The sequence below is a fragment of the Halobellus marinus genome (assembly GCF_032113415.1).
GTDB lineage: Archaea > Halobacteriota > Halobacteria > Halobacteriales > Haloferacaceae > Haloquadratum > Haloquadratum marinus.
Window position 1 is genome coordinate 1,438,327 of record NZ_CP134946.1, and the last position, 13,415, is coordinate 1,451,741.

The 13,415-nt window shown below is 67.4% G+C and carries 12 protein-coding genes; 3 read left to right on the top strand and 9 right to left on the bottom strand.

The features are described 5' to 3' along the window. Window positions 1-20 precede the first annotated feature (20 nt). The 7 genes from RJT37_RS07365 to RJT37_RS07395 form a co-directional block, all read right to left on the bottom strand. Window positions 21-1,079: a glycosyltransferase gene (locus tag RJT37_RS07365; protein ID WP_313689046.1), complete on the bottom strand. Its 1,059-nt coding sequence runs from the start codon at window positions 1,077-1,079 to the stop codon at window positions 21-23. 98 nt (window positions 1,080-1,177) lie between these two features. After that, window positions 1,178-1,798, bottom strand: coding sequence for a DUF420 domain-containing protein (locus RJT37_RS07370; RefSeq protein WP_313689048.1), 621 nt, complete (start codon window positions 1,796-1,798; stop codon window positions 1,178-1,180). Window positions 1,799-1,953: 155 nt separating this feature from the next. Then, on the bottom strand, window positions 1,954-3,000 hold the full coding sequence (locus RJT37_RS07375) for an NAD(P)-dependent glycerol-1-phosphate dehydrogenase (protein WP_313689050.1): 1,047 nt from the start codon (window positions 2,998-3,000) through the stop codon (window positions 1,954-1,956). A 152-nt stretch (window positions 3,001-3,152) separates the two neighbouring features. Beyond that, a complete protein-coding gene (locus tag RJT37_RS07380) occupies window positions 3,153-3,851 on the bottom strand; it encodes a LysE family translocator (protein WP_313689052.1) in 699 nt (232 codons plus the stop codon). Between the two features lie 56 nt (window positions 3,852-3,907). Next, the gene (locus RJT37_RS07385; RefSeq protein ID WP_313689054.1) at window positions 3,908-4,618 is read right to left on the bottom strand and encodes a TMEM165/GDT1 family protein; all 711 of its coding nucleotides are present in this window, start codon (window positions 4,616-4,618) and stop codon (window positions 3,908-3,910) included. Next, window positions 4,615-5,319: a metal-dependent transcriptional regulator gene (locus tag RJT37_RS07390; RefSeq protein WP_313689056.1), complete on the bottom strand. Its 705-nt coding sequence runs from the start codon at window positions 5,317-5,319 to the stop codon at window positions 4,615-4,617. The genes RJT37_RS07385 and RJT37_RS07390 overlap by 4 nt, the downstream gene beginning before the upstream one ends. An 82-nt stretch (window positions 5,320-5,401) precedes the next feature. After that, window positions 5,402-6,574: a pyridoxal-phosphate dependent enzyme gene (locus RJT37_RS07395; protein ID WP_313689058.1), complete on the bottom strand. Its 1,173-nt coding sequence runs from the start codon at window positions 6,572-6,574 to the stop codon at window positions 5,402-5,404. A 152-nt stretch (window positions 6,575-6,726) separates the two neighbouring features. Here RJT37_RS07395 and RJT37_RS07400 point away from each other — a divergent pair, with 152 nt between their 5' ends. Next, window positions 6,727-8,001, top strand: a complete 1,275-nt coding sequence (locus RJT37_RS07400; protein ID WP_313689060.1) for an NAD(P)/FAD-dependent oxidoreductase — start codon at window positions 6,727-6,729, stop codon at window positions 7,999-8,001. Between the two features lie 36 nt (window positions 8,002-8,037). Here RJT37_RS07400 and RJT37_RS07405 read toward each other — a convergent pair whose 3' ends face one another. Together RJT37_RS07405 and RJT37_RS07410 are read right to left on the bottom strand one after the other, a co-directional pair. After that, window positions 8,038-8,733 (bottom strand): metallophosphoesterase, encoded by a 696-nt coding sequence (locus tag RJT37_RS07405; RefSeq protein ID WP_313689062.1) that lies wholly within the window; start codon window positions 8,731-8,733, stop codon window positions 8,038-8,040. Between the two features lie 249 nt (window positions 8,734-8,982). After that, complete coding sequence (locus RJT37_RS07410) at window positions 8,983-9,597, bottom strand: J domain-containing protein (protein WP_313689064.1); 615 nt, start codon at window positions 9,595-9,597, stop codon at window positions 8,983-8,985. A 192-nt stretch (window positions 9,598-9,789) separates the two neighbouring features. Between RJT37_RS07410 and ppsA the strand changes: the two genes are divergently transcribed. Further along, the gene (ppsA, locus tag RJT37_RS07415) at window positions 9,790-12,096 is read left to right on the top strand and encodes a phosphoenolpyruvate synthase (protein WP_313689066.1); all 2,307 of its coding nucleotides are present in this window, start codon (window positions 9,790-9,792) and stop codon (window positions 12,094-12,096) included. Window positions 12,097-12,226: 130 nt separating this feature from the next. Continuing rightward, complete coding sequence (gene mfnA, locus RJT37_RS07420) at window positions 12,227-13,336, top strand: tyrosine decarboxylase MfnA (protein WP_313689068.1); 1,110 nt, start codon at window positions 12,227-12,229, stop codon at window positions 13,334-13,336. The last annotated feature ends 79 nt before the right edge of the window (window positions 13,337-13,415 follow it).

Sequence of the window (13,415 nt, forward strand, 5' to 3'; positions counted from 1 at the left end):
ACCGGTGACGTCGGTTCGCGTCAGAAGAGCCCGTAGTCGTCGCGTTCGGCGGCGTAGAGGTCCTCGTATGTCTCCATCACGGGGCCGTGGCCGTAGCGGGCAAAGGATCGGTTGATCGACGCCCGCGCGTGGTCGGCGGCGGCGACGACCTCGTCGGCCAACTCCTGGGGGCTCGTCACCCGCACCCCCCGATCGCAGTTTTCGACCAGTTCGTGGGCGCTCGATCGGGCCTGATACTCGACGATGCCGACACAACCACAGGCCAGCGCCCACAGGAGGTTCCGGGCGAACGGCTGGTCCGTCGCGGTCTGGGCCAACACGTGTGCGCCCTTCAGGATCGGGACGAACTCGGCCGGCGGGAGGTCGCCGAGGAAGGACACCCGGTCGTCGATCCGGAGTTCGGCGGCCGTCTCTTCTGCGGCCTCGCGCTGGGGGCCGTCGCCGATGACGGCCGCGCGCCAGTCGCGGTCGCGGAGTTCCGCAAGCGCGAGGAGGAACGACTCCACGTTGGCGTGTTCGTCGAGTCGGCGGGCGTAGACGAGGTCTGCGCGGTTGTCGATTTCGGCCTCCGAGACGAGATCGAAGTCGATCGACGACGGCACGACCGTGACGTCGGCCTCCGCCGCACCGTACTCACGGACGTCGGTCTTGACGAGTTCCGAGGGCGCGATCACGCGGTCGGCCTTCCGCACCGCCCGACGGAGCATCCCATCGGAGTCATCCTCGCGGATCGCCCACCAGTCGACCACCACCGGCACCCGAAGGAAGCGGGCGGCGGTCTTCGCGGCGACGACCTGCGAGGGCGGGCTGTTGGCCGCGTGGATCACGTCCGGCTTGGCCCGCCGAAGCGCGAAGGGGAGCTTCGAGGCGAACGTCCGAACCGAAAGGTTCCGAGTCACTGCCACGTACTCGACGCCGTCCTGCTCGAAGGCGTCGAGCGGGCCCTCCCACCACTGCGCACAGAGGACGACGACCTCGTGGCCGCGGGCGGCGAGGCGTTCGGCGATTCGCCGCGTCCGTCTCGTGGCGCCGTCGGACCGGCGCTGATCGGTGTACAGGGAGACGAACGCGAGGCGCATACGCGAGGATTTCGTCGCGATGGTAAAAACCCTCGACATCTGGCCCGTTCACTGAGGGAGACTCCCACTCGGCTGGGCAGCGGAACCCGCCGCCGATCTCAGAACAGAAGCAGTACCGCCGCGGCGGACTCGACGTACTCCCAGTCGTAGGCGTGATTCAGGAGGAGATACGTCACCACGCCGAGCGCGAGCGAGAGCAGCCACGCGCTCGCGGCGATCCGGCCGACACGGCGGTGAGGCGTCTCCGTCCGCAGTTCCGTCGGCGAGTGGGTGGCGCCGAGGACGAGCGCGTACAGCACCACTGGCACCGCGACGATCGAGAGGATGATGTGGACCGCAAGCATCGCCAGGTACGGGTAGTAGGCGACCGCCGGCCCGACGAACTCCTTGGTTCCGCCACCGCCGATCTTCGTGAGATACAGCACGAGGAAGAGTAGGATGAGGACGAACGACGTGACCATCGCGGCGGCGTGTCGCTTCACCTCGTCGCGGCGGATCCACCGCCAGCCGGCGGCGATCACGACGACGTTCACGGCGTTCACGAGGGCGATCGCGTCCGCGAGCCGGTTCACCTGCGACAGCGAGAGGTCGGGGAAGATCCGCGCCGGCACGACCCCGAGAAACGTTCCGATCACGACGGCGTAGCCGACGATCGAGAGGACGATAGTCGCCGCAAGCGGATGCCGCTTCACGGCGTTGTCGGCGCTCGAAGTTGCCATACGCCGCGGTTGGGAGGCCGTCCTATTCCGTCTTCGGATCGTGGCTGGTGGGACGCCTCGGCGCGTGTCGACGGGACGAGGCGACGCTCAGATCACGCCGGTGAACGTCGTCGCTTCGCTGGCAGCCGCCTCGCTAACGCCGTCGCCGACGCTTCTCAGATCACGCCGGTGAACGTCGCAGCCTCGCGGGCGGCCGCCTCGCTGACGCCGTCGCCGAGGATCGTATACCGGTCGCGGATCGTGTGCGCAGTCGTCAACGCCTCCAGGAACGTCTCCTCGTCGATCCCGAGTTCCGCGGCGGTCGTTGGCGCGCCGACGTCGTCGAGCGCGTCGCGGATGTCGGCCCACTCGCCGCGCTCGCCCGAGTGGAGATATTCGGTGACGATGGCCGCGACGCCGACCTGGTGGCCGTGGAGCGCGCCGTCGGGGACCAGCCGGTCGAGCTGGTGGGAGATGAGATGTTCGGCGCCGGAAGCGGGACGCGAGGAGCCCGCGATCGACATCGCCACGCCCGAGGAGACCAGCGCCTTCGCGACCAGCCACGCCGACTCCTCGAAGCCGGGCTTGATCGCCGCGGAGCTCTCGACGAGCATCTCCGCGGTCATCTGCGAGAGCGCGCCCGCGTACTCGCTGTACTCGACGTTCTTCAGCCGGTGGGCGAGTTGCCAGTCTTTCACCGCGGTGTAGTTCGAGATGATGTCCGCACAGCCCGCGGTCGTGAGTTCCCAGGGCGCCTCCGCAAGCAGTTCGGTGTCGGCGACGACCGCAAGCGGCGGATCCGCGGCGACCGAATGGCGGGTGTCGCCCTCCGGAATCGACGAGCGTCCCGAGACGATCCCGTCGTGGCTCGCAGCGGTCGGGACCGAGACGAACCCACAGCCCAGCCGGTCTGAGGCCATCTTCGCGGTGTCGATCGGCTTCCCGCCGCCGAGCGCGACGAGGTAGCCCGCGTCAATCTCCTCGGCGGCGTCGACGACGCGCTCGACCGCGTCGAAGCCCGCCGTCTCGACGGTGATGGTCGCCGGATCGTCGAACTGCGAGCGGACCTGGTCGCCGACGAGGCGGTCGGGCGACGGACTCGTCACCACGAGCGGGCGGCCGGAGAGATAGAGATCCGCGACCGCCGCCGAGAGGTCCTCGATGACCCCGTGACCGACGACGACGTTCCGCGGGAGTTTGATCCACGTCGTCTTCTCGAACATACGTTCCTCACGCGGTGGCTGGCTGATAACGATTACTCTCGCTGTTTCCCGCCGAGCGCCATCCCCCTCTTCGGCGCTCGACGGGAAGAGACGAGAGTGATCAGTATGAAAGGGTTTCCCGTTTCGGGGGTCGCAAAGCACGACCCGCGTGGTCACCCCAGGAACGTCCCGGCGCTCTGGGCCAGAAAGACGACGCCGAACCCGGCGAGCACGAGGGCGCTGATCCCCGCGACGATCGGGGCGAAGGCGTCGACCCGCCGTTCGGCGCCGACGAGCGCGGCCGGAAAGCCGGTGATCCAGACGACGATGCCGCCGAAGAAGCCGGTCACGAGGGCGGGCGAGCCCGTGTCGACCACGACGAGTCCCGCAAGCGACTCGCCGACGTAGGGCGTCTGCCCGAGGACGTCGAGCGTGCCCGGCTGGAGCAAGCCGACGCCGATCGTGAGCCAAAAGAGGATCTGGTAGGGGTTCGTCAACGCCAACACGAACGCTTTCCGGAACCCGGTACCGACGCGCGGGTCCGACTCGTCGGGGGCGCCGCTCCCGGCCGTGAACGACGAGCGGACGTCGGTGGCGGCGCCGTACGCGAAGTACAGCATCAGGAAACCGCCGACGCCGATCATCGCCGCACGGAGCAGCGGAAACCGCTCGACGAAGGCGACGACACCGAGCGCAGCCAGCACGAAGAAGATCGCGTCGGCGCTCATCGCGCCGAGTCCAGCCTTGAATCCGGCAAACCAGCCTCTGAGGACGCTTTCCTCGGCGATTATCGCGTTCATCGGCCCGGGCGGGGCGGCCAGCGCGATCCCGAAAAGAACGCCCGCAGAGAGCGTCACGAGCAGATTCGTCATCGTTCACGCTGTGGGTTGGCGGCGAGAAAAAAGGTCCGAAGCGTGTCGGCCGGGCGCTACAGGGCTCCCCCGACGACGACGCCGATCGACTCGACGAGCGTCTCCCAGACCGAAAAGCCGGTCACGATCGACAGGGCCGTGTCGATCCCGAAGAACGCGAAGACGGCCGCGGAGGCGAAGTGCGCTTTCCGCATATCGACCCGATGAGCGAACGCGTGGAAAAAGTACGCGTTCGCGAGGCTGACCGGAATGATCGCGAGCATCTCCCCGAACCAGATCGCGGAAGTCGCCCCGTACTGGACGGCCAGTCCGATGGTGACCAGTTGCGTCTTGTCGCCGAACTCACCGGTCGCCATCATCACGAAGATCGGGAGGAACCCGCCGAACGAGTCGGAGTAACGGTCCAGCCGGCCGGGGAGACTGACGTCCGTGAGTTCTGCGAAGCCGCCGTCGGTCTCGGTTACGACCCCCTCGTCCGACGCCGCGCCGGCCGACGGCGCCGACCGGTACAGGAGGATGGCGAAGACCAGAAACAGCACGGCCGTCACGGCGTCGAGGACGACCGGCGGCAGCGCAGACTGCAGCGCCCGGCCGAACAGGATTTCGAGCGCAGTCCAGCCGGCGAACGCCGAGCCCGCGGCGGCGACGACCACTTTCGGATCGAACCGCGTCGAGAGCCCGGCGATGATGAACTGTACTTTTTCGCCGGGAAGGACGGCTAACTGCGCCAAGAACGCGACGATCAGAATCTCGGCGTAGGAACTCACGCGTCACTCACCTCGCCGGGTTCGTCCGATGACGCCTCGCTGCCGGGCGGCCGGACAGAGATCGCCTCGGCGATCGACGCCGGGAGGCTCTGTTCGTCGCCCGAAGCGGTCCGGACTGTATACATCCCGAACGGCGCGATGTCGACGATGTCGAGTTCCGTTCCGGGTGTGATTCCCGCGTCGGCCAGGTACGCCAGTTCGTCGCGACTCCGGTCGCTGACGCGGGCGACGGTGACGCAATCGCCCACATCGTGCGCTGTCAGCGGCGTGGTCCCCTCGCTTTCGATCGGCGAGAGGTCCGCGGAGGGAATCGGGTCACCGTGGGGGTCGACGACAGGATCGTCGAGCAGTTCCGCGACTCGGCGCTCGAACTCCTCGCTGATGTGGTGTTCGAGCGCGTCGGCCTCGTCGTGAACTTCCTCCCAGGAGTAGTTCAGATGTTCCGCGAGATACGCCTCAAGCAGTCGATGGTGCCGGATGACCTCGAGGGCCACGGTCTCTCCTTCGGCGGTGAGTTCGACACCCTTGTACTTCTCCCGGGTCACCAGGCCGCGCTCTGTCAAGGTGCCTACCATACTCGTCACCGTTGCGGGCGTCTTGTCCAATGCATCCGCGATTGCAGACGTAGAGACGGGCGGCCCCGAACGGGCCTGGATCCGATAGATCGTCTTCAGGTAGTCCTCCATCACTTCGCTCAACATACTCGGATTAGACTAGTCAAAATTAATAATCTGTTGGTGACAACAATCGACCGAATCGTTCAGACGTGAGGGCGCGGCCCGATCAGATCCCTTTGCCCATCAGATGACTACGGAGGACGTCGGCGGTCTTTGTGCCTGACTCCGTGTTGACGACGACGACGTGGTCGTCGGGACCGACGGTGCCGTCGGTGGCGAGTTCGCCGGCGGCGGCGACGGCGACACCCCCAGCGGGACCCACTTCGAGTCCTGCGTGCTGGGCGGCGACGACGGCACTTTCCAGTGCGTCCTCGTCGTCGACAGTACGGATCTCGCCGCCGGTCTCTGCGACGGCCGACAGCGCTGCTTTGTCGCCCTTCGGCTCGGGAATCTCCAGTTCGCCGACGATCGTGTCGGGCGATTCCCACAGCTCTGCCGCATCGGCTCCGCGCTCGAACGCGGCCGCGAGCGGCGCACAGCCGGACGGCTGCGCGGCGTACACTGGTGGAAGTGAATCGATCAGGCCGATCTCGCGGAGTTCGCGGAAGCCCTTGACGACCCCCGCAACGACCTCGCCGGTCCCCCCCGGGACGACGACGGCGTCCGGCCGGGACCACGAACACGACTCCACGATCTCGAAGGCGACGGTCTTGATCCCGTCGTGGCGGTGGGGGTTGTCGAACTCCTGGAGCGTGTACCACTCGGATTCTAGTTGCTCGTGGAGGGCGGACTCCGCCTCGGGATAGCGTCCGCCGGCGACGCGCATGTCTCCGCCGTGAACGTTCACCATCGCCTTGTTCGAGAACGGCGCTCGCGACGGGACGAACGCGTACGAGCGGAGATCCGCGATCCCGGCGTACGAGGCTGCCGACTGCCCGGCGTTCCCCGGCGTCGCGAGCGCGACGAGGTCCGCATCGGCCGCCTGCGCGGCCGTCACCGCCGGAGAGAGGCCCCGGTCGAGGACCGTCCCCGTCGGGTTCCGACTCTCGTCTTTGATCGAGAGCTGACCGATGCCGACCTCTTCAGCGAGGGTGGGTGTCGGCACGAGCGGCGTGTCGCCCTCGTCGGCGGTGACTGGGTCCGCGAAGGCGAGCAGGTCCGCGTAGCGCCACATCGACCGCGGGGCGCCGTCGAGCCTGCCGTCTCCCCAGTCGACGGCGTCGTAGTCGTAGGCGGCTTCGAGTCGCGCGCCAGCGTCGCTCGGCCCCGTCGCCGTCGCATCGTAGCGCTCGTCTGTCGCGGTACAGAACAGCCCGCGGAAGGAGTCAGTCGTCGTCATACCTGCTGTAACGCTCCGACCGACTAATCCCTATTCACTTCGCGCCGGCATACGGAGGTTTCTTCTGGATGTCATTCGGCTAAGGGTTTTGATCTGGCGCGTACCGACGCTCCGTCGGGCACTATTTGTGCCTCTCGGTCGAACGGGCGTTTATGAACGGAGATTCCGTCGTCGTCGCGGGCGCGGGACTGGCAGGGCTCGTGGCCGCGCGCCGACTCGCGGACGCGGGGGCCGAGGTCACCGTGTTCGAACGCCGAGCGACCGTCGGGGGCCGCGTGCGGACGGAGACCCACGATGGGTTCACGCTCGACCGCGGATTCCAGGTGCTTTTTACGGCCTATCCCGCGGTCCGACGCGAACTGGATCTGGGTGCGCTCGATCTCCGGTACTTCAGACCGGGTGCGGTCATCGCCCGCCCCGGGTCGCGGTCGGTCCTCTCAGATCCCCTGCGTGATCCACGAGCGGCACTGGCGTCCCTGCGGAACGACGAGGTCACGACGACAGACAAACTGCGGACGCTTTTGTTCCGGCAGCACGTCGGGAGCCGAACCGAGGCGGAGATCTTCCGGAGCACGGACCGGTCGATCCAGTCGTTCCTCCGGGAGTGGGGATTCTCGGAGTCGTACATCGAGCACTTCGTCGCGCCGTTCTACGGTGGGATCACGCTCGATCGGTCGCTTTCGACCTCCAAACGCGTGTTCGAGTACACGTTCAAGGCGCTCTCGGAGGGGGCGATCGCGGTCCCCGCTACCGGGATGGGCGCGATTCCCGAGCAGCTCGCCACCGCGGCCCGGGAGGCGGGCGCGTCGATCCAGCTCTCGGAGGGTGTGGAATCGGTCGCGGACCACGACGACGGCGTCACCGTCGAGACCGCGTCGACGACGAAAGAAGCCGACGCCGTGGTCGTCGCGACCGACCCGAAAGAGGCGCAGCGGCTCACTGACATCGGGGCCATTCCGACCGACGCGCGGGGGTGTGTGACGCAGTCGTATCGGCTGCCCGAGTCGGCCGCCCCGACGACCCGAAGGAAGCTCCTGCTCAACGCGAAGGATCCGTCCCCGAATACCGTCGTCCCGATTTCGGAGGTCGCTCCGGAGTACGCGCCCGGGAGTGAGGCACTGTTCGTCGCCACCTTCCTGGGCGACGCCGCGCTGGAACGGAACGCATCGGCGCTTGCCGAGGAAACCCGGCTGACGTTAGAGGCGTGGTATCCCGGCCGCGACTTCGCGGACCTGGAGCCGGTTCGGACCCACCGGATCGAGTTCGCTCAGTTCGATCAGCCGCCCGGCATCCACGAGGGGCTCCCCGACCATCGTGCGCCGGGCGGGCGGACCTATCTGGCGGGCGATTACACGGCGTGGTCGTCCATCCAGGGAGCGATGCGGAGCGGCCGCGAGGCTGCACAGGCCGTTGTGCGGGATCTTTGATGATGGCCGACTCCCACTCTGTGGGCAGGACGCCAGCTATAGATGCCGACGCAACTCGCCCAGCGGCGGGAACGTGAGCGGCTCCTCGGCCGCCTCGTCGTAGACGACAGGCCGGGCGTCGTCGAGGTGGTCGAAAAGCGGCGACTGGAGATCACCACCACGAGCGTCGTTGATCTCGACGCCGGCAGCGACCCGCGAGAAGGCCGGCAGCATCACTACGTCTGCACCGCGGTAGGCGTCGGCGGCGACCAGCACACAGGGCCGTCGCTGCCCCTCGATCGTGATCGCCGGATGGCCGTGCCCGATCACGTAGCGGTCGGCGTCGACAGGCGGCTCCTCGTGGCCGTGACAGACGACGACCTGTGGCTCTTCTGCGACCACGTACGCGTCGCGAACGTCGTCGCGGACGGCACCGAGTGCCGTATCGTGGTTCCCGCGGACGAAAACGGCCGCACAGCCGGCCTCGTCGCAGACGTCCACGAGCGCCCCGACCGTCTCTCGGGCCTGCTCGGTGACCGCATCGAACCGGTGAAGCACGTCGCCCGCGAAGACCATTGTCGCGGGGTCGGCCTCGGCGACGAGGTCGCGGAGCCGCGCCAGCAGGTCACGACGCTCGCCGAGGGGGAAGGCGACGTCGGATGCCGCCGCACGCCCGACGTGGAGGTCGGCGACGACGAGCGTCTCCGCGCGCGGAAGAAACACGCTCCGCGGATGGAACTGGAGACCGTCCACACCGATCGTAGGTCAGTGGCGGACATATCGGTGACGGCCGGATCGCGGGGCGATGGACGGACGAGTGACCGACAGACGGACCGTTGGTCGACAGGCTGGGAAAGCGAACAGGTGACACCTGACTTGCGGCCCCGTGGCGACGTGACCGCGCTACTACACGACGCGCGGTGTCACACACCCGCGAACGCGCCGTGGCCAGTCGTCAGCGCACACGCGGCCTGGCCTCGGTTTCGGATAAAAAGGCTCGCGTCACCTCGCCCGTTCAGCCGCGTGTTCCCGCGCCGTCGCGTACGCCTCTTGCAGCCGTTTGAACTCCTCTTGGGAGCCGCCGTGGTCGGGATGGGCGGTCTTCACGCGGTCGCGGTAGGTGGCTTTGACCTCCTCGGGGCTCGCCGCTCGGCTGAGGTTCAGGTGGTCGAACGCCGCGCCGACGGGGTCCGACCCGCGGCCGACCCCGGAGTCGACTCCCACGTTTGGGACGTCGAACGGCAGTCGGCGGCCCAGCGCGTGGACCGGCATCTCGTGTTCGCACAGTACCGCGTACGTCCCCGCGCGTTCGAGCCTGAAGTACGCCTGCGCATCGAAAGTGAGCGCGACGTCCCGACGCGGCAGATAGAACTCCACGGTCTCTCCCCGAACCGTGTGATCCTCGGCGAAGGGCTCGGAGATCGCCCGGAGGTACTCGCGCATCTCCGCACGTCGGCGGCCCGATCCGTCGATCCGCCCGGCTGACGGCTTCGGTTCGTCCGGGAACAGACGCCCGCCGACGAGGAAGACACCCGCAACGAGGACGGAGGCGAAACCGCCACCGATGAGCCCGAAGACGAGCCACGGCGGTAACAGGGAGACCCACTCCGGAAGCACAAACGTAGTGACGGGGCCGTCACTAAAGAATTTCTCGCTCTCCGTACCTGTAGCCGATGCTCACTTCGGGGCGCTGTCGTGGCCGACGAGCCACACTGGCCGGCAATCGCATACTCGCTTTCGAGTACCTTTCATTCACCGTTGCGTGCTTCGGAAAGTACTTTAGGGATATCTGTGGATATCTACACGCTAATGGCTGTAGCTTGGCTGGACGACGTGCGGTCCGCCGACATCGATCACGTCGGCGGGAAGGCGGCCTCACTCGGCGAACTTACGGCGGCAGGCCTCCCTGTGCCGGCCGGATTCGTCGTGACCGCCGGAACCTACCGCGAGTTCATCGAGGACGCGGGCATCGACGAGGAACTGTTCGCTGCCGTCGACGTCGATCACGAGGACACCGAGGCGCTCCGTGAGGCACACGAGCGCGCCCACGAACTCATTATGGAGACGCCGGTCCCCGACGACGTCAGGGAGGGAATCGTCTCGGCGTACCGGGATCTCGGCGACGGCGAGCGGTTCGTCGCCGTACGTTCCTCGGCGACCGCCGAAGACCTGCCGGATGCCTCGTTCGCCGGCCAGCAGGAGACGTTCCTGAACGTCCAGGAGGACGCCCTGGTTGATCGCGTCAAAGAGTGCTGGGCGTCGCTTTTCTCCCAGCGGGCGATCTACTACCGGAACCGACAGGGGTTCCCACACGACGCGGTCGACATCGCCGTGGTCGTCCAGGAGATGGTCCCCGCCGAGAAGTCGGGCGTGCTCTTCACCTCCCATCCCTCGACCGGTGAATCGCAGATCATCATCGAGGCCGCGTGGGGCCTCGGCGAGGCGGTCGTCTCGGGGTCGGTCTCCCCCGACAACTACGTCATCGACCGGGAGAGCGGCGAGGTCGAGACCATCACGGTCGCAGACAAGAAGGTGATGATGGAGAAAGACGAGGAGACCGGCGAGACCGTCGAACGGGAGGTCCCCGAGGAAAAGCGGAGCAAACGGGTCCTCACCGACGAGGAGATCGACGAACTGGTCGAACTCGGCGAACGCGTCGAGGACCACTACGGCACCCCACAGGACGTCGAGTGGGCGGTCTACGACGGAGACGTGTATATGCTCCAGTCCCGGCCGATCACCACGATCTCGGATGCCGACGACGCCGAGCGTGAAACGGCAGTTGCCGGCACCAACGGCGGCGGATCGGACGGACCCGAGGTCGGCTCAGACGACTCGGACTCCGGCGACATCCTCTTCCGCGGGCTGGGGTCGAGCCCCGGAATCGCGTCCGGGAAGGCCCGGATCATCACGAAACTCGACCACCTCGATCAGGTCGGCGACGGCGACATCATCGTGACCGAGATGACGATGCCGGATATGGTCCCGGCGATGAAGCGTGCGTCGGGCATCGTTACCGACGAGGGCGGGATGACCTCACACGCCGCGATCATCTCCCGCGAACTCGGCGTCCCAGCGGTCGTCGGCACGGGGTCGGCGACGCGGGAACTCGAAGACGGCCAGCAGATCACTATCGACGGCGACAAGGGGACGGTTCGCGAGGGGGCCGAACCGAAGGAGGAACAGCACGAACCCATCGAGGAGGCCCGGCCGAAGACCCCGGTGAAGCCGATGACGGCCACGGAGGTCAAGGTCAACGTCTCCATCCCCGAAGCCGCAGAGCGGGCCGCCGCGACCGGCGCCGACGGGGTCGGGCTCCTCCGCATCGAGCATATGGTGCTCTCGCTCGGACAGACGCCCTCGAAGTTCATCGCCGAGAACGGCGAGCGCGCCTACGTCGACGAACTGGTCGACGGCATCCAGACCGCCGCCGAGGAGTTTTACCCCCGGCCGGTTCGCGTGCGGACGCTCGACGCGCCGACCGACGAGTTCCGTCAACTCGAGGGCGGCGACGACGAGCCGAAAGAGCACAACCCGATGCTCGGCTACCGCGGCATCCGGCGGTCGCTCGACAACCCCGACCTCTTCGAGCACGAACTCGAGGCATTCCGGCGAATCTACGAGATGGGCTACGACAACGTCGAAGTGATGTTCCCGCTCGTCAACGATGCCGAGGACGTCTCCCGCGCCCGTGAGTTGATGCGCCGGGCGGGCGTCGATCCGGAGAAGCGCGAGTGGGGTGTGATGGTCGAGACGCCTGCATCCGCCCTGGAGGTCGAGTCGATGGCCAAGGAGGGCATCGACTTTGTCTCCTTCGGGACGAACGACCTCACCCAGTACACCCTCGCGGTCGATCGGAACAACGAGCAGGTCGCCGACCGCTTCGACGAACTCCACCCGGCCGTGCTGAAACTCATCGGCGACACCATCGAGACCTGCCGCGAACTGGACGTGAAGACGAGCATCTGCGGGCAGGCCGCCTCCAAGCCGAAGATGGTCCAGTTCCTCGTCGAGAAGGGCGTCTCCTCGATCTCGGCGAACATCGACGCCGTCCGCGACGTCCAACACGAGGCAAAGCGGATCGAACAGCGGCTCATCCTCGATTCGGTCCGCTGATCGGTCAGGGGACGGCGCTGTCCGTTCCAGCCAGCCACCAGCCCGGAGCCGTCGTCCGTGTTTCCGACGGGAGAAATGCCTCGAACCGGAGAACAGAACCCCTAAACGCAACCGGAAAGTACAGACCGATATGCAGCGTGCGGCCCCACAGGAGTTCGACCGCGTGCTCTCTTCGATGTGCACGGTGCCGCACCCCGACGCCAGGGCGGCCGCGGAGCGATTTCTCGCCGTCAATCCCGGCGACCCGGCGACGTACGCCGATGTCTCCGAACTCGAAGCGCAAGCAGTCGCGACGCTCGGCGAACTGACCGGACTCGACGAAGTCGTTGGGGACGTCGACGGTGACGCCGGATCCGACGCCGACGGAGTCGGCGCTGCGCACGGCTACATCACGAGCGGCGGCACCGAAGCGAACCTTCAGGCGGTCAGGGCCGCACGCAATCGCCGCGACGTCGAGGACCCGAACATCGTTGTCCCCGACAGTGCCCACTTTTCGTTTTCCAAGGCCGCGGACGTCCTCGACGTGACGCTGCGGCGGGTGCCGACCGACGACGACCACCGGACGGATCCCGCGGCGGCCGCCGCCGCGGTCGACGAGCGGACGGTACTGGTCGTCGCCGTCGCCGGTAGCACGGAGTACGGCCGCGTCGATCCGATCCCCGAACTCGCTGCGATCGCACACGAGGCTGATGCGTACTGCCACGTCGACGCCGCGTGGGGCGGCTTTCTGCTCCCTTTCACCGACCACCTGTGGAACTTCGCGCACGCGCCGGTCGACTCGCTGACGATCGACCCCCACAAATGCGGCCAGGCGGTCATCCCCGCGGGTGGACTGCTGTTCCGGGAGCGCGCCGGAATGGACGCCCTCGCCGTCGACACGCCGTATCTGGAGTCGACGTCGCAGGCGTCGCTGACGGGCACCCGGAGCGGTGCCGGAGTCGCAGGCGCCGCCGCCGCGTTGGAGGCGCTGTGGCCCGACGGCTACCGCCGCGAGTACGAACGCGCCGCTCGGGTCTCACGGTGGTTCGCTGACGAACTCCGCGAGCGGGGATACGAGGTACCGGCCGTCGAACTCCCGATCGTGGTCGCCGACCTCTCGACGGCGACGTTCGAGGCGCTCCGCGAGCGGGGGTGGCGGCTCTCCCGGACGGGGTCGGGACCCGTTCGGATCGTCGTGATGCCGCACGTCACCCGGGAGATGCTCACCGGGGTCCTGGCCGACCTCGACGACGTGCGGTAGCCGGGAGCGCTGGCGTCGAAACTCAAGACTTACCATCCCGCCCCCGTCAGTGACGGGTAGACGTGTCATTCGTCCCCGT